The sequence below is a fragment of the Pseudomonas sp. NDM genome, assembly GCF_003105095.1.
GTDB classification, from domain to species: Bacteria; Pseudomonadota; Gammaproteobacteria; order Pseudomonadales; family Pseudomonadaceae; genus Aquipseudomonas; species Aquipseudomonas moraviensis_A.
This window is the reverse complement of record NZ_QETJ01000041.1, coordinates 19,321-35,878: the sequence shown is the minus strand read 5'-3', so window position 1 is coordinate 35,878 and position 16,558 is coordinate 19,321. Positions and strand designations below refer to the sequence as shown.

Here is a 16,558-nt window from a genome sequence, read left to right as displayed (position 1 = left end):
CGCGATAGCGGTGTGTCAGTCGATGCTTTCGTCAACTGACACACCGCTATCGCGAGCAGGCTCACTCCTACAGGGGTTGTATTTAACGCAGTGCGTAATCCAGCACGATCCCGACAAAGATCGCCAACCCGGCCCAGTGATTGTGCAAAAACGCCTTGAAGCAACGCATCCGGTCGCGATCCCGCGTGTACCAGAATTCCCACCCGTAACACCCGGCCGCCGCCAGCAAGCCAAGGTGGAACCAGACGCCCAGTTCGAACTTAGACCCGGCCAGGACCAGGCAGCCCAGCGACAGCGCCTGCAAGCTGAGGATGATCACTCGATCCGCCTCGCCAAACAGAATCGCCGTAGATTTCACGCCGATCTTCAGGTCGTCATCGCGATCGGTCATCGCGTAATAAGTGTCGTAGCCCACCGTCCACAGCAGATTGGCGATCCACAGCAGCCACGCCGCCGCTGGCAACTCGCCGGTCTCGGCGGTGAAGGCCATGGGCATGCCCCAGGAAAACGCCGCGCCCAGCACCACTTGCGGGTAGTAGGTGTAGCGCTTCATGAACGGATAAGTGAACGCCAGCGCCAGACCGCCGAGCGACAGCCAGATGGTCGGCGCGTTGGTGCACAGTACCAGCAGAAAACTGATGCCCATCAGCACGGCGAAGAACACCAGCGCTTCTTTCGAACTGATCCGGCCGCTGGCCAGCGGCCGTTGTGCGGTGCGTTTGACGTGGCCGTCGACCTTGCGGTCGGCCCAGTCATTGATCACGCAGCCGCCGGCGCGGGTCAGCACCACGCCGAGGACGAAGATGACGATATTGGCCAGCGACGGTGAACCCTTGCCGGCGATCCACAGTGCCCACAGCGTCGGCCACAGCAGCAGGTAAATACCGATCGGCTTGTCCATGCGCGTCAACTGAACGAAATCCCAGGCGCGCGGGTTCAGACGGTTGAGGGACTTGAGCAGGCTCTGATACATCAGCAGTTCTCCGGGTGGGCGCGGGCGGCGTCCCACAGGCTCGGCAGGAAGATTTCCGCGACCAGCACGCTCAGCGCGCCACGATCGAAACGCGAACGCCGGCCCCACAGCTCAGGGGCTCTCACCGCTGACGGCAGCCATTGTTCAGGGTAGTGGCAGACTTCAATCGCGCGACGCTGGAACGCCTGATCGCAAAACAGCAATTCGCCCAACGAGCGGCTGCCCAGTTCATCCATGTGCAGCCCATCGCCTTGCAGGGCCGCGCGCGAGGCGACGCTGCGGGCAAACACCCAGGCTTCGCCATGACCGCGCAGATACACCTCACGCACCCAGCCTTCGCTGCCCTCGGCCAGATCCAGCGCTGTGCATTCGTCAGCGCGCAGGGTGTCCCAGCCTTCGAACAACGGCGACACGCTGAAGCCATCCTCGGACAAACGGGTCAGACGGCGGGTCAGCGAACCTTCGTCGAACAGCCAGTCGAGGGTCAGCGGATCGGGGCGGGGCGTCAGGCGGTTCTGGCTCAGCCAGAGCGGGGCGAGGCAGGCATTTGAATGTTGCACAATGAGTCATTATTGGCCGCAAATGAGGCGGCGAGCTTACCATGGCGGGCGACAAGATCGAGTGGCGCCGGCCGCCGTTGCGCCGAACAGGCTTGCATCTGCCCGGCACCCTCAGTACAAAACGCCCTGAGCCGGATGGCAGCGCAGCACCCATCGACCATCCGCGCCGGCACTACGCCTGAACCCTGAGGAAGTACCTGAATGAAGAAGTGGCAATGTATCGTCTGTGGCCTGATCTATAACGAAGCCGATGGCTGGCCGGATGACGGCATCGCGGCGGGCACCCGCTGGGAAGACGTACCGGCAGACTGGCTGTGCCCCGACTGCGGCGTCGGCAAAATGGACTTCGAAATGATCGAAATCAACTGAAAACACACAAGGAGTAAGGCATGAGCGCACCAGTCGTCATCATCGGCACCGGGCTTGCGGGCTATAACCTGGCCCGGGAGTTTCGCAAGCTCGACAGCGAAACCCCGCTGTTGCTGATCACCGCCGATGACGGCCGCTCTTACTCCAAGCCGATGCTCTCCACCGGTTTCGGCAAGAACAAGGACGCCGACGGCCTGAGCATGGCCGAACCCGGCGCCATGGCCGAGCAGTTGAAGGCCGAAGTGCGCACCCACACGCGCATCAGCGGCATCGACGCCGGCCATAAACGCTTGTGGATCGGCGAAGAAGCCGTGCCCTATCGCGACCTGGTCCTTGCCTGGGGTGCGGAAACCGTGCGCGTACCGATCGAAGGCGACGGCAGCGATCTGGTGTTTCCGATCAACGATCTCGAAGACTACGCGCGCTTTCGTGCCGCCGCGGCGGGCAAGCGTCGGGTGTTGTTGCTGGGGGCCGGGCTGATTGGCTGCGAATTTGCCAATGACCTGATCCTTGGCGGCTACGAGGTGCAATTGGTCGCGCCGTGCGAGCAGGTCATGCCGATGCTCTTGCATCCCGCCGCTGCGGCCGCCGTGCAGGCCGGGCTGGAAAGTATCGGAGCGAAGTTTCATCTCGGCCCGGTGCTGACCCGGCTGGAGAAAGTCGCCGATGGCCTGGAAGCACACCTGTCCGACGGCCAGATCATCCCGTGCGATGTGGTCGTCTCGGCGATCGGCCTGCGCCCACGGATCGATCTGGCGGCGGCTGCCGGCGTGCAGATCAATCGTGGTGTGATGGTCGATCGTTACCTGAAGACGTCCCACGCCAACATCTACGCCTTGGGCGACTGCGCCGAAGTCGACGGGCTCAATCTGCTCTACGTGATGCCGCTGATGAGTTGCGCTCGGGCGCTGGCGCAAACCCTCGCCGGAAACCCGACCGCGGTCAGTTACGGGCCGATGCCGATCACCGTGAAAACCCCGGTATGCCCGCTGGTGGTGTCGCCGCCGCCACGGGGCAGCGAGGGTGTATGGAGCGTCGAAGGGCAGGGCGCCGACATCAAAGCGCTATGCCACAGTGCCGACGGTCGGTTGCTCGGATACGCCCTGACTGGGGCGGCCGTCATGGAAAAACTGGCCTTGAACAAACAGCTGCCGCCGCTGCTGGCGTAAATGCCGGTCGTTCTGTCGTAATCACCGCTCTTTTGCCCCGACAAAGCTCTTGGGGAGACTGGCGCCGCCGTTGGCGGCGTGCCATTCTCACTCCCGTCTGCCGCAGAGTAGAGCCTGCGGCGCCTTGGGCGCTGTTCCAACGAGAACAGCACGGACATAACAACAAAAAACCGTCAAAGGGGCTTCACTAATGCGTAAACCAGAACTCGCCGCTGCAATCGCCGAAAAGGCAGACCTGACCAAAGAACAGGCCAACCGCGTCCTCAACGCCGTCCTCGAAGAAATCACCGGCGCCCTGCACCGCAAGGACAGCGTGACGCTGGTCGGCTTCGGCACCTTCCTGCAACGCCACCGCGGCGCCCGCACCGGCAAAAATCCGCAAACCGGCGAACCGGTCAAGATCAAGGCCAGCAACACCGTTGCGTTCAAGCCAGGCAAATCGTTGAAAGACAGCGTCAATCCTTGATGGCGGCGTACTTCCCTGAATAACGGGGAGAACCGCAAAAAATGGGCACACCGATTGCGGTCGGGTGCCCATTTTTTGTGGTTGCCTGATGACTTACTGGCGGCGGAAGCAAGCCTTGCCGTTGCCGAAATCCACGGCCAGACAGTTTGGTTCGATCGCCAATTGCAGGTCCTGGAACAGCCCGCCCAGATCACTGTCGGAAGCGGGTTTGGTCTGGCTTTTCAGCCACACTGTCTGGTTCTCTACTTTCCAGGTGCCTTTGGCAAAACCATCGGCACTGCCATACGCCATACCCGCGTCAAACGTCCCGTCCTTGCGCAATAGCAACTCAGCGCCCATTTCCATTGCGCCGGTCAGATAATAATGGCCGTCCAATGGTGGGGTTTGCGCTGACGCCTGGGTGATGGGCAGCCACATGAGCGCTGCGAAAAACAGAGGTTTCAATTCCATGAGTTAAAGCTCCTGACCTGCGTTTCATGAGGGGGGGATTTGCTTGTGCCCGGCTCCGGAGCCAATCCCCTGCAAGATATGAATCTTTGTAAGAATTATCCCTGTCTTTTATCAGAGTATTTCCCGCCATTAAGTGCGATAGCTTATAAAAAAGCCGCACCGATAACTATCGACGTTGCAATGCGAGGGCGTATTTGTTGCAGAATGAAGTTTCAATAAGCAAGATGCCATCATTGTGATGGCACTTTTTGAACTGCTCGTTGTCGCGAACGATTGGTTGAAATATGCCGTTAGTCATTCGGAAGTGTCCTACTTCTATTTTTTTTTGAATTTGGCATGCTGCACGCCGCTCGAGGATGCGAGCGTCCGGTAAACTCGCCCGGCTACCGCGGGAGGCTCTGGGTCAATGGTTTGGCGGGAGCAGGGAAAATGCGCTGATTAATAAGCGGCCTCAGGGAAACCCCTGTGACATATAGGGCGATCTCCTACAGAGCCCACTGAACACTTCGTCTTGTTGTTTAATCAGATGCTTGCTAGTGGCCATCATAGTGATTACGATGCGCCCACTTGAAAGAGCACATCTCAATTGGATGAGTCGCTTCACTGCTCTTCGATACTGTCCCGCGTTGCTGAACTCCATTCGCGCGTCTGACTGTAATCCTTACTAAAGGCCATGGATGTCCTACTCAAGCAAACTTTCCGCCCATTACCTCGAACTCGCAAAAGTCTCTGTTTCCAAAGAGAATTTCGCGGGCGAAGACGTTCGTTTCTCGAGCGAATTCGAGGCGCTGGAAAGTGAGCTGGCCAAAGCTTCGTCGATGCACGAAAGCGGGCAGATCGACTGGCTGAAAATCCGCGAAAACAGCGAAAACCTGCTGCGTACCCAATCCAAGGATCTGCGTGTCGGCGCTTGGCTGACGTGGTCGCTGTATCAGCGCGAATCCTTTCCGGGGCTGCTCGCCGGCCTCGGTCTGCTGCACCATCTGTCGGAAAATCACTGGGCCGACGTCCACCCGCTCAAACCCCGCACCCGTGCCGCCGCGATCGGCTGGCTGGTGCCGCGTCTCGAGCAGGTCATCACCGAAAACATTGCGATCAAAGAGCAGTTGCCGATGTTCCGGCAGCTCTCTGAGCACCTGGCCGGCCTCGAGGCTGCCTGCACCGAACATCTGGGCGATGACGCGCCGCTGCTGCTGCCGATCTCCCGTCGCCTGAAAACCATGATCCAGCGCGCAGCCGACAACCAGCCGGCCCCCGGCGTGGTGGGTGCGGCGGTGGCGCAGGTCAAGCAGGCCGCGAGTCAATTGCTCGCCCCCGGTGCGCCGATCGACAACGAACGCGATGCGCACAAAGCCCTGCGCGCGCAGCAGGAAAGCGCCCGTCCGTTGTGCGCCTGGTGGCTCAAGCAGAAGGCCACCGACCTGCGCGCCCTGCGCCTGAACCGTACGCTGCTGTGGATGACCATTGATGCGGTGCCCGAGCGCAACGCCGAGCAGATCACCGTACTGCGCGGCCTGCCGCTGGAAAAGCTCAAGCTCTATCAGGACCGCTTCGATCAGGGTAAATACGCCGACCTGCTGGTGGAACTGGAGGCGAGCCTGGCGAAGGCGCCGTTCTGGTTCGATGGCCAGAGGATGGTCTGGGAATGTCTGCAGAACCTCAACGCCGAGCTGGCCATGCGCGAAGTGGAAATCCACTTCGCGCTTTTGATTCAGCGCCTGCCGGGCATCATCGAGTTGCGCTTCCATGACGGCGCGCCGTTTGCCGATCCGTCCACCCGGGCGTGGATCGCCGCCAACGTCATGCCGCACCTGCAAAGCGCCAGCGCACCGCGCAAGGTCGAAAGCGAAAACGTCGAAACCCAGCCGGCCTGGGAAAAAGCCCTCGAGGACGTCCAGCCGATCCTGCGCAAGGAAGGTTTGAAACCCGCCGTGCAGATTCTCAAGCAGGGTCTGCAATCAGCCTTCGGCGGGCGCGAACGCTTTTTCTGGCAGTTCGCCCTCGCGCGGCTGTGCTTCCTGGCCAAGAAATACGAACTGGCCAAGAACCAGCTCGAAACCCTCGATCAGACATTACTGGACTCAGGCCTGCACGCCTGGGAGCCGGAGCTTGCGTTGCAAGTGCTGCACCTGCTGCACAGTTGCTGCGAGTTGTTGCCGCAGAACCATGCCGTACGTGAACGCAAGGAAGAGATTTATCGCAGGCTGTGCCACCTCGACCTCGAAGTGGTACTCGAATAGGCCCCAGGGCCACAACCGCAAGGAGAAAAGCCATGGCCAAAGAAGGCTCGGTAGCCCCCAAGGAACGCATCAACGTCACCTTCAAACCCGCCACCGGCGGTGCTCAGGAAGAGATTGAACTGCCGCTGAAACTGCTGGCAATCGGTGACTACACCCACCGCAAGGACGAGCGCAAGATCGAAGATCGCAAGCCGATCAGCATCGACAAGATGACCTTCGACGAAGTGCTGGCCAAGCAAGAGCTCAGCCTGACGATGAACGTGCCGAACCGTCTGCAGGAAGAAGGCAGCACTGAAGAGCTGGGCGTGCAACTGCGCGTCAATTCGATGAAGGACTTCAACCCGGCCAGCCTGGTCGAGCAAGTGCCTGAGCTGAAAAAACTGATGGAACTGCGCGATGCGCTGGTGGCCCTCAAAGGCCCGCTGGGTAACGCACCTGCGTTCCGTAAAGCGATCGAAGGCGTGCTCGCCGACGACGAATCCCGCGGTAGCGTACTCGGTGAGCTGGGCCTGAACGCCGCAGCCCCGGACGCCTGAGACTCCAGTAGCCAAGGAAGCCAACACAATGAGCACTAGCGCAGCACAAGAGAAGAGCGCCGCCAGCGGCGAATACAGCATTCTCGACAGCATCATCGCCGAAACCCGTCTGACTCCGGACGACGAAGCCTACGACATCGCCAAACGCGGCGTGTCGGCGTTCATCGAAGAGCTGCTCAAGCCGCAGAACAACGGTGAGCCGGTCAAGAAGGCCATGGTTGACCGCATGATCGCCGAGATCGATGCCAAGCTCAGCCGTCAGATGGACGAGATCCTGCACCACCCGGATTTCCAGGCGCTGGAATCCTCGTGGCGTGGCCTGCAGTTGCTGGTCGACCGCACCAACTTCCGCGAAAACATCAAAATCGAAATCCTCAACGTCTCGAAAGAAGACCTGCTGGACGATTTCGAAGATTCGCCGGAAGTCATGCAGTCGGGCCTGTACAAGCACATCTACACCGCTGAATACGGCCAGTTCGGTGGTCAGCCGGTGGGCGCGATCATCGCCAACTACTACATGTCGCCAAGCTCGCCAGACGTCAAGCTGATGCAGTACGTGGCCAGCGTTTCGTGCATGTCCCACGCGCCGTTCATCGCTGCCGCCGGCCCGAAATTCTTCGGCCTGGAAAGCTTCACCGGCCTGCCGGATCTGAAAGATCTGAAAGACCACTTCGAAGGCCCGCAATTCGCCAAATGGCAGAGCTTCCGTACCTCGGAAGACTCCCGTTACGTTGGCCTGACCGTGCCGCGTTTCCTGCTGCGTAACCCGTACGATCCGGAAGAAAACCCGGTCAAATCGTTCGTGTACAAGGAAACCGTTGCCAACAGCCACGAGCACTACCTGTGGGGCAACACGGCCTACGCGTTCGGTACCAAGCTGACCGACAGCTTCGCCAAATTCCGCTGGTGCCCGAACATCATCGGCCCGCAGAGCGGTGGCGCGGTTGAGGATCTGCCTCTGCACCACTTCGAAAGCATGGGTGAAATCGAAACCAAGATTCCTACCGAAGTACTGGTTTCCGACCGTCGTGAATACGAACTGGCCGAGGAAGGCTTCATCTCCCTGACCATGCGCAAAGGCTCCGACAACGCGGCGTTCTTCTCCGCAAGCTCGGTGCAGAAGCCGAAGTTCTTCGGCATCAGCGCAGAAGGCAAGGCGGCAGAGCTGAACTACAAGCTCGGCACCCAACTGCCGTACATGATGATCGTCAACCGCCTGGCTCACTACTTGAAAGTGCTGCAGCGCGAGCAACTCGGTTCGTGGAAAGAGCGTACCGACCTCGAGCTGGAACTGAACAAGTGGATCCGTCAGTACGTTGCCGACCAGGAAAACCCGAGCGCCGAAGTGCGTGGCCGTCGTCCGCTGCGCGCTGCGCAAGTGATCGTCAGCGACGTTGAAGGCGAGCCGGGCTGGTACCGCGTGAGCTTGAACGTGCGTCCGCACTTCAAGTACATGGGTGCCGATTTCACCCTGTCGCTGGTTGGCAAGCTGGACAAAGAGTAAGAGCGACTCATGGACGGATACGGCAGCCTGTTCGAACGCCTCAATGGCGACGCACAACTACGCAAGGGCAACAGCCTTGAGGCTTGTGCCATGGCGTCAGTGGCTGCCCATCTGGCCAAAATGCTCAGCACCCGGGCCGGCAGCGTGCAAACGCTCGCCGACTACGGGTTGCCCGATCTCAATGACATGCGTCTGAGCCTGCACGACTCCCTGAGTCAGGCCCGTCTGGCTATCGAAAACTTCATCGAAGCCTACGAGCCACGCCTGAGCAATGTGCGTGTCATTTCCCTGCCGCGTGACCACGATCAACTGCGCCTGGCCTTCAGTATCGAAGGCCTGCTGGAAGTCGAGGGTTTCAAGCGTCAGGTCAGTTTTTCCGCGCGCCTGGATGGCAGCGGTCAAGTCAAGGTCACTTAAGGAGATCCCCGATGTCTGGCAAACCCGCAGCACGCGTATCCGACCCCACCGCTTGCCCGCTCCCCGGCCACGGCACCAACCCGATCGCCGCCGGTTCCGGCGACGTATTCTTCGACGGCCTCGCGGCCGCCCGCCAAGGCGATGCCTCGGCGTGTGGTGGTGCGCTGGTCGGCGACCTTGCCACTACCGTTTTGATCAACGGCAAACCGGCCGCCACGGTTGATTCGGTGGGGACCCATGGCAACAAGGTTACGGCTGGGTCCGGGACGGTGATTATTGGCAATTCGCATTCGCCAGCGCCGTTTGTTCCGCCGTTGCCGGTGGAGATCAAATGGCCGTTTAACGAGCACTACGTCATCAATTGTCAGGACTCTGGGAAGCCACTGGCGGGAGTGGCATACAGCTTCAAAACAGCCTCGGGGAAAGTTATCAGTGGGGTCACGGGAGCCGACGGGAAGACGCAAAAAATCTCGTCCTCTATAGCGGAGTCCTATGAGTTGACTATTGAACAGCAATCTGAAGTCGTAATTGGATAAAAGGATTTTGTTATGGCGGATACGAAAATAGCATCAAGTCTGACGCCGGCCAGTAACCAAACTGGTAAGTCTGCAGCTGTCCGTCAATTCAAAATCACAGATATACCTGATGCGATGGATAAGATGAAATGGCCAGTTGCTGCGAAGCTTATGCGCCACTGGTTTGATGGCGCGCCATGGCCAACCGCCGATGGTGCGATGAGTAAAGAGGTCAAAGACCATATTGCTCTTGCTGACATCGCCTACGTGAATGACACTATCGTAAAAATGGACTGGTTGATGCAGTTTGAACCTGCGAAAGCTGTCATTGAAGAGCTTAAGTCTGCTTGGGATAATACTGCAGGTCGTAATAATATAAGCAAGAAGATTAAAGATAAGTATCTTGGCTCGGCGCCGGGTGTCTATCCTTTTAAGTTTGCGAGCGCCAGGAAGGTTGAAGAGTTTGGATACAGTAATAGTCGAGCAGTTAAATTTGGCCTGATAGACAAGACTGATGAGTTGCGAGCTGCGCTGGCAAACTTTAATGTCCGCGTATTTCCAGAAGGAAAACTGGTGATTTCCGTAGATAGCATTCAGCTGTTTGTGGAGCGAATTGGGTTTTATGCTGAGGACGCGTATGACTTCAATGACTCACCGGATGACAATTTCAGTCAGCCATTGGGGTTCTGGAACTTTGATGGTATAGCCAACCCTGCCTATGCGGCCACCGCAAATACCGGTGCAGCGCAGATGAAGTCAGACATCGCTTCAAACCCCTATATCAGTGCGGAAGATTCTCAGGCGATGTTTAGGGAAATAGAAAGCTCGCGTTATTTCTATATTACAAATTCTCACTTTGTAAAATATCGGATGGAATTTAAAAAAGGCGGTGATTTCCAGGTTTTGTCTGATGTTCAATATCAAAACGTTCCCGTGACAGTTATTAATGTTTGGAATAAATGATGCGCATTTTTACTCGTGTACAATCCGCTGTCGAACTGGGTGTGGCGAAAAAATGACTACGCTTAAAAAGAAATGGCTAGTGCCTATCAGTTTGCTCTTGGTGTTTATTGCATTGCTCGTTTATTGCTTGAACGCAATGCTGGATTATCCTGCAAGTACAACTACAGCTAGTCCCTCGGGCCGCTACACAATTGAGAATGTACGTGTCGGCAGGATCTTCATGCTTGGTGGTATGGCGTATTTAAGAGTTATCGATTCAAAAGAGCCAGAAAAGGTATATCGAACCCCGCTGTATGATACTCAGTCATTGGATATGCGTACATTTGAAGATGATGCTGAGGTTGGAATTACTTGGATCTCCTTCGAAAAGAAAGATAAGGCTTTTGTAATTTCCATGCCGCAATGGGAAGAAAGCTGGCTGAATATTTTCATCAGTAATACACCCTACGAGATTCTGGAAAACTGATAGCAGTATGAACAGCTACGTCCGTCTCGACCTATGTTTATTAACCCACGCCCTCGGATGCGTGGCTTATGCATTTTTGAATTACGCGGTTGTGCATGCTTACAAGCTTTTTAACGGCGGATTTACCTCCCATGGCGTCGCCATCGGAATTGCGACTTACTCACTGTTTTACATTTTTCTGGGCGTCAATCTGATCGTTGCGCTGACTCCAAATCTGGTTGCCAAGCTGGTCATCCTTTTTCTGATGGTGGGCTTCATCCTGCTCTGGATGCTACCCGACAACCCGTTAAGAGCCCTGTTCTACGGCGTGGCCCAAGGTTGCGTCACGTTGCTGGCGATCCTCACCACTCAAGTCATCGAGTTGCGCTGGGCTTTGCGAAACATCACAGGTCGCATTCAGCCAAGTCGGCCTGCAGGTGCAATCCAATGACCAAGTCGGGCGTTGAACGTAATTCACAGGTCGGTAATTCCATGAGCTCCATTACCAGGCAGGTACCCCGTGTCCTTTAACCACTACTACCAAAGCGAACTCACCGCACTGCGCCAACTCGGTCGCCGTTTCGCCGAGCGTAGTCCGGCGTTGGCGCCGTATCTGGGGCAGGCCGGGCGGGATCCGGATGTGGAGCGGTTGCTCGAAGGCTTTGCGTTTCTCACCGGGCGCCTGCGGCAGAAGCTCGATGACGAGCTGCCGGAGCTCAGCCATTCGCTGATGCAGCTGCTGTGGCCGAACTACATGCGCCCGCTGCCGGCGTTCAGCATTCTGCAGTTTGATCCGCTCAAGCGTTCCGGCCCGGCGCTGCTGGTTGAGCGCGATACGCCGATCGAGAGCAAGCCGATCGATGACGTGCGCTGCCGCTTCCGCACCTGCTACCCGACCGAAGTGCTGCCACTGGATCTGGCTGCGCTGAATTATTCGGTGAAAGGCGACGGCTCGCTGCTCAGCCTGCGTCTGGAAATGAGCGCCGACGGCCATCTCGGTGAACTGGAGCTGAGCAAATTGCGCCTGCACTTCGCCGGCGAGCGCTACATCAGCCAGATGCTTTATCTGAGCCTGCTGCGCAACCTCGACGGCATCGAGCTGATCCCGCTCGACGGCGCCGGCAAGGCGATTGATGGCGTCAGCGGCAAGCCGATGGCGTTCAAGATTCCCGGTGACCGGGTGAAACCGGTGGGCTTTGCCGAAGAAGAAGCGTTGATCCCGTATCCGCTGAACACCTTCCGTGGCTATCGCTACCTGCAGGAATACTTCGCCTTCCAGGACAAGTTCCTGTTCGTCGACGTCAACGGTCTGGACATTCTCAAGGCGCTGCCGGAAGACACGCTCAAGCAGATGCGCGGCCTCGAATTGCGTTTCGACATTCGCAAGAGCGGCATCATGCGCATGCGTCCGACCCTCGATAACGTGAAGCTGTTCTGCACGCCGATCGTCAATCTGTTCGAGCACGACGCACTGCCGATCCGTCTCGACGGCAAGCAGGACGAATACCTGTTGCTGCCGGCGGAATACGACCTGGAAAACTGCGGTGTGTTCTCGGTGGAAACCGTCACTGGCTGGAAGCCCGGCGGCCTCGGTTATCAGGAATACGTGCCGTTCGAATCCTTCGAGCACGACCCGAGTTTCGACGTGCCCAACAGCCGTCCGCATTACAGCATTCGCCAGCGCTCGTCCTTGTTGCATGACGGCCTCGACACTTACCTGAGCTTCGGCATCCGCCACACCGAAGCCCATGAAACCCTGTCGATCGAGCTGATGTGCACCAACCAGAACCTGCCGAAAAAGCTCAAGCTCGGCGACATCTGCATGGCCAGCGAGCAGACCCCGGAATTCCTCAATTTCCGCAACATCACCCCGGCCACTCCGAGCTTCGCACCGCCGCTGAACCGCGACTTCCTGTGGAAGCTGATCAGCAACATGTCGCTTAACTATCTGTCGTTGGCGGACGTCAATGCGTTGAAGGTGATTCTGGAAACCTACGACCTGCCGCGCTACTACGACCAGCACGCGGAAAAGGTCAGCAAACGCCTGCTCGGCGGCCTCAAGCACATCAAGCATCACCACGTCGACCGACTGCATCGCGGTCTGCCGGTGCGCGGTTTGCGCACCGAACTGACCATCGACCCGGAAGGCTATATCGGCGAAGGCGACCTGTTCGTCTTCGCTTCGGTTCTCAACGAGTTTTTCGCGCTTTACGCCAGTCTCAATTCATTCCATGAGCTGCGGGTAAAAAGCACACAGGGAGAGGTGTACCAATGGACACCACGTATGGGCCTGCAGCCCCTGCTTTAAGCGGGCTGACCAAGGTAATACGCGAGTACTCGCTGTTTCAGGCCGTGCTGCTGGTGATCGACCGGCTGCGCGAGGCACACCCGCATCTGAGCGAAGACGATCTGTACGACCAGGTCGAGTTCCAGGCCAACCCGAGCCTGGGTTTTCCGCGCAGCGACGTTGATCGCGTGGAGTTTTTCGAAGAACACGGCAAGATGCGCGCGCGCATGCGTTTCAACCTGATCGGTCTGGTCGGCTCCGGTTCGCCGCTGCCGGCGTTCTACGGCGAACAGGCTCTGGGCGACAGCGAAGACGGCAACCCGACGCGCAATTTTCTCGACCTGTTCCACCATCGCCTGCAACGGCTGATGCTGCCGATCTGGCGCAAGTACCGTTACCGCGCGAGCTTCCAGAGCGGCGCGATCGACCCGTTCTCGGCGCAACTTTTTGCGCTGATCGGACTGGGCGGCGACGAGATCCGCAAGGCCAAGGAACTCAACTGGAAACGCCTGCTGCCGTACCTCGGCCTGCTCAGTTTGCGGGCACACTCGGCGGCGCTGATCGAAGCCGTGCTGCGTTACTACTTCAAGCACGAAGACCTGGTCATCGAGCAGTGCATCGAGCGCCGCGTGGAAATTCTCGACGAGCAGCGCAATCGTTTGGGCCGCGCCAACAGCGTACTCGGCGAAGACCTGGTGCTGGGCGAGCACGTGCGCGATCGCAGCGGCAAATTCCGCATTCACATCACCGAACTCGACTGGCAGCGATTCCATGAATTCCTGCCGATCGGTTTCGGCTACCAGCCGCTCTGCGCGCTGGTGCGGTTCACCCTGCGTGACCCGCTCGACTACGACATTCGCCTGGTTCTGCGCCAGGAAGAAATCCGCGAACTGCGCATCGGTGAGCAGAACGCCTGTCGCCTCGGTTGGACCAGTTGGCTGGGCCGCGAAAAAGCGGACGGCGTGGTGACCCTGGGCAGCAAAATTCATTAAGGACGTGAGCCATGATCAACGTAGACCTGCAACAACTCATCCAGGCGCTGGACGCCGAAACCCGTCGTGATCTGGAGCGTTCGGCCGAGCGTTGCGTCGCCCGGGGCGGCAGCAAGATCCTCGTCGAAGACTTGCTGCTGGGCTTGCTCGAGCGCCCGAACGGCTTGCTGTCGCGCGCGTTGCAAGATGCTGACGTCGACGCCGGTGAACTGACCGCTGCATTGCAATCGCGAGTCGAACACAGCGCTTCGCGCAACCCGGTGTTCGCCCCGGAGCTGGTGCAGTGGCTGCAAGATGCACTGCTGGTGGCCAATCTCGAACTGGGCCAGACCCAAGTCGAAGACGCCGCGCTGATCCTGGCGTTGCTGCGCAACCCGATGCGTTACGCCGGCAGCCGCTATCAACCGCTGCTCGCCAAACTGAACATTGATCGCCTGAAAGAATTTGCCCTGTCGCAACAGGAGCAACCGGCGGCCAATGGCAAACCGGCGGCGCAGGGCGAATCGCTGTTGCAGCGCTTCACCCACAACCTGACCCAGCAGGCCCGCGACGGCAAGCTCGACCCGGTGCTGTGCCGTGACGGCGCGATTCGGCAGATGGTCGACATCCTCGCCCGTCGCCGCAAGAACAACCCGATCGTCGTCGGTGAGGCCGGTGTCGGCAAGACCGCCATCGTCGAAGGTCTCGCCTCGCGCATCGCTGCTGGTGAAGTGCCGCAGGTGCTCAAAGGCGTTGAATTGCTGTCGCTGGATATGGGCCTGTTGCAGGCCGGCGCCAGCGTCAAAGGTGAATTCGAGCGTCGTCTGAAAGGCGTGATTGATGAGGTCAAAGCCTCGCCAAAACCGATCATTCTGTTCATCGACGAAGCCCACACTTTGATCGGCGCGGGCGGCAATGCTGGCGGCTCAGACGCGGCCAACCTGCTGAAACCGGCGCTGGCCCGTGGCGAACTGCGCACCATCGCCGCGACCACCTGGGCCGAGTACAAGAAATACTTCGAGAAAGACCCGGCGCTGGCCCGCCGTTTCCAGCCCGTGCAATTGCACGAACCGACCGTCAGCGAAGCAGTGACCATTCTGCGTGGTCTGGCCCAGGTCTACGAGAAGAGCCACGGCATCTACCTGCGCGATGACGCGGTGGTGTCCGCTGCTGAATTGTCCGCGCGTTACCTGGCCGGTCGGCAACTGCCGGACAAGGCTGTAGACGTCCTCGACACCGCGTGCGCCCGCGTGCGCATCAGCCTCGCTGCGGCCCCGGAAAGTCTGGAGCGCCTGCGTGGCGAACTGGCTGAAGGCGGCCGTCAGCGTCAGGCCCTGCGCCGCGATGCCGAGGCAGGTCTGCTGATCGACCACGAAGCGCTGGAGGCACTGGAAGCGCGTCTGGACGAAGCCGAAGAGGAAATGGTCGCGCTGGAAACTCTCTGGACCGAACAGAAAGAACTGGCCGAGCGTCTGCTGGAACTGCGTCAGCAACTGGCCAAGGCCCGCGAAGCCGCAGCCGTCGAGCCGACCGTCAGCGTGGAAGAAGATGCCGAAGGCACGGTGATTGAAACCGTGGTCGCCGAGGTTGAAGAAGGCCAGAGCGTCGAAGCGCTGGAAGCCCAGCTGCATGAAACCCACGCCGCGTTGACTGCCGCGCAAGTCAAAGAACGTCTGGTCAGCTTCGAAGTGTGTCCGCGTCTGGTTGCCGAAGTGATCAGCGCCTGGACCGGTGTGCCACTGGCGCAATTGGCCCGCGAGCACAACGCCAAGGTCGCCAGTTTCGCCACCGATCTGCGCACCCGCATTCGCGGTCAGGAACAAGCCGTGCACGCGCTGGATCGCTCGATGCGCGCCACCGCTGCAGGTCTGAACAAACCGGATGCACCGGTCGGGGTGTTCCTGCTGGTCGGCCCGAGCGGCGTCGGCAAGACCGAAACCGCGCTAGCCCTGGCTGATCTGCTGTACGGTGGCGACCGTTTCATCACCACCATCAACATGTCCGAGTTCCAGGAGAAACACACCGTCTCGCGCCTGATCGGTGCACCGCCGGGCTACGTCGGTTACGGCGAGGGCGGCATGCTCACCGAAGCCGTGCGCCAGAAGCCGTATTCGGTGGTGTTGCTCGATGAAGTCGAGAAGGCGGATCCGGACGTGCTCAACCTGTTCTACCAGATCTTCGACAAAGGCGTGGCCAACGATGGCGAAGGTCGCGAAATCGACTTCCGCAATACGTTGATCCTGATGACCTCGAACCTGGGTAGCGACAAGATCAGCGACCTTTGCGAAAACGGCGCACGGCCGACCGCCGAAGTCCTCGAAGAAACCATTCGCCCGGTGCTCAGCAAGCACTTCAAACCGGCGCTGCTGGCGCGGATGAAAGTGGTGCCGTACTACCCGGTGGGCGGCCCGGTGCTGCGCGAGCTGATCGAGATCAAACTCGGCCGTCTCGGCGAGCGTCTGAGCCGTCGTCAGCTGGAATTCAGCTGGTGCCAGAACCTCGTCGATCACCTGTCCGAGCGCTGCACGCAAAGCGAAAGCGGCGCGCGCCTGATCGATCATCTGCTCGATCAGCACGTGCTGCCGCTGGTGGCTGATCGTCTGCTCGACGCGATGGCGACCGGCGAAAGCCTCAAGCGTGTGCATGCCACGCTCGACGGCAACTCCAGCGTGACCTGCGAGTTCGTCTGAGGT

Annotated in this window: 17 protein-coding genes; 14 read left to right on the top strand and 3 right to left on the bottom strand. The window is 59.1% G+C overall.

Annotation, left to right across the window (positions count from 1 at the left end):
• Positions 1 to 82: 82 nt before the first annotated feature.
• Entirely contained in the window at positions 83 to 973 is an 891-nt protein-coding gene (gene ubiA, locus DCO47_RS11535; protein ID WP_065616385.1) for a 4-hydroxybenzoate octaprenyltransferase, read from the bottom strand.
• A complete protein-coding gene (locus tag DCO47_RS11530) occupies positions 973 to 1,533 on the bottom strand; it encodes a chorismate lyase (protein WP_116658133.1) in 561 nt (186 codons plus the stop codon). The genes ubiA and DCO47_RS11530 overlap by 1 nt, the downstream gene beginning before the upstream one ends.
• Before the next feature lie 201 nt (positions 1,534 to 1,734).
• Here DCO47_RS11530 and DCO47_RS11525 point away from each other — a divergent pair, with 201 nt between their 5' ends.
• The 3 genes from DCO47_RS11525 to DCO47_RS11515 all read left to right on the top strand — a co-directional run bounded on the left by DCO47_RS11525 (position 1,735) and on the right by DCO47_RS11515 (position 3,537).
• Positions 1,735 to 1,902: a rubredoxin gene (locus tag DCO47_RS11525; RefSeq protein ID WP_016772491.1), complete on the top strand. Its 168-nt coding sequence runs from the start codon at positions 1,735 to 1,737 to the stop codon at positions 1,900 to 1,902.
• 20 nt (positions 1,903 to 1,922) lie between these two features.
• Positions 1,923 to 3,071, top strand: a complete 1,149-nt coding sequence (locus DCO47_RS11520) for an NAD(P)/FAD-dependent oxidoreductase (RefSeq protein ID WP_116658132.1) — start codon at positions 1,923 to 1,925, stop codon at positions 3,069 to 3,071.
• A gap of 190 nt (positions 3,072 to 3,261) precedes the next feature.
• The gene (locus DCO47_RS11515; protein ID WP_003213368.1) at positions 3,262 to 3,537 is read left to right on the top strand and encodes an HU family DNA-binding protein; all 276 of its coding nucleotides are present in this window, start codon (positions 3,262 to 3,264) and stop codon (positions 3,535 to 3,537) included.
• Between the two features lie 93 nt (positions 3,538 to 3,630).
• Here DCO47_RS11515 and DCO47_RS11510 read toward each other — a convergent pair whose 3' ends face one another.
• Positions 3,631 to 3,987, bottom strand: coding sequence for a hypothetical protein (locus DCO47_RS11510; RefSeq protein ID WP_064365138.1), 357 nt, complete (start codon positions 3,985 to 3,987; stop codon positions 3,631 to 3,633).
• A 677-nt stretch (positions 3,988 to 4,664) separates the two neighbouring features.
• Between DCO47_RS11510 and tssA the strand changes: the two genes are divergently transcribed.
• From tssA to tssH, 11 genes are all read left to right on the top strand, one after another.
• A complete protein-coding gene (tssA, locus tag DCO47_RS11505) occupies positions 4,665 to 6,227 on the top strand; it encodes a type VI secretion system protein TssA (RefSeq protein WP_064365137.1) in 1,563 nt (520 codons plus the stop codon).
• Positions 6,228 to 6,259: 32 nt separating this feature from the next.
• Positions 6,260 to 6,763, top strand: coding sequence for a type VI secretion system contractile sheath small subunit (gene tssB, locus DCO47_RS11500; RefSeq protein WP_116658131.1), 504 nt, complete (start codon positions 6,260 to 6,262; stop codon positions 6,761 to 6,763).
• Positions 6,764 to 6,791: 28 nt separating this feature from the next.
• Positions 6,792 to 8,267, top strand: a complete 1,476-nt coding sequence (gene tssC / locus DCO47_RS11495; RefSeq protein WP_016772499.1) for a type VI secretion system contractile sheath large subunit — start codon at positions 6,792 to 6,794, stop codon at positions 8,265 to 8,267.
• Between the two features lie 9 nt (positions 8,268 to 8,276).
• The gene (gene tssE, locus DCO47_RS11490) at positions 8,277 to 8,684 is read left to right on the top strand and encodes a type VI secretion system baseplate subunit TssE (protein WP_007920274.1); all 408 of its coding nucleotides are present in this window, start codon (positions 8,277 to 8,279) and stop codon (positions 8,682 to 8,684) included.
• An 11-nt stretch (positions 8,685 to 8,695) separates the two neighbouring features.
• On the top strand, positions 8,696 to 9,220 hold the full coding sequence (locus DCO47_RS11485; RefSeq protein WP_042608086.1) for a PAAR domain-containing protein: 525 nt from the start codon (positions 8,696 to 8,698) through the stop codon (positions 9,218 to 9,220).
• Positions 9,221 to 9,232: 12 nt separating this feature from the next.
• A complete protein-coding gene (locus DCO47_RS11480) occupies positions 9,233 to 10,162 on the top strand; it encodes a DUF6402 family protein (protein ID WP_064365135.1) in 930 nt (309 codons plus the stop codon).
• Positions 10,163 to 10,214: 52 nt separating this feature from the next.
• Positions 10,215 to 10,628, top strand: coding sequence for a hypothetical protein (locus DCO47_RS11475; protein WP_064365134.1), 414 nt, complete (start codon positions 10,215 to 10,217; stop codon positions 10,626 to 10,628).
• A 7-nt stretch (positions 10,629 to 10,635) separates the two neighbouring features.
• Complete coding sequence (locus DCO47_RS11470; RefSeq protein ID WP_042608089.1) at positions 10,636 to 11,058, top strand: hypothetical protein; 423 nt, start codon at positions 10,636 to 10,638, stop codon at positions 11,056 to 11,058.
• A 69-nt stretch (positions 11,059 to 11,127) separates the two neighbouring features.
• On the top strand, positions 11,128 to 12,915 hold the full coding sequence (tssF, locus tag DCO47_RS11465) for a type VI secretion system baseplate subunit TssF (RefSeq protein WP_116658130.1): 1,788 nt from the start codon (positions 11,128 to 11,130) through the stop codon (positions 12,913 to 12,915).
• The gene (gene tssG / locus DCO47_RS11460) at positions 12,879 to 13,886 is read left to right on the top strand and encodes a type VI secretion system baseplate subunit TssG (RefSeq protein ID WP_056790879.1); all 1,008 of its coding nucleotides are present in this window, start codon (positions 12,879 to 12,881) and stop codon (positions 13,884 to 13,886) included. The genes tssF and tssG overlap by 37 nt, the downstream gene beginning before the upstream one ends.
• A gap of 11 nt (positions 13,887 to 13,897) precedes the next feature.
• A complete protein-coding gene (tssH, locus tag DCO47_RS11455; RefSeq protein ID WP_083353837.1) occupies positions 13,898 to 16,555 on the top strand; it encodes a type VI secretion system ATPase TssH in 2,658 nt (885 codons plus the stop codon).
• Positions 16,556 to 16,558 lie beyond the last annotated feature (3 nt).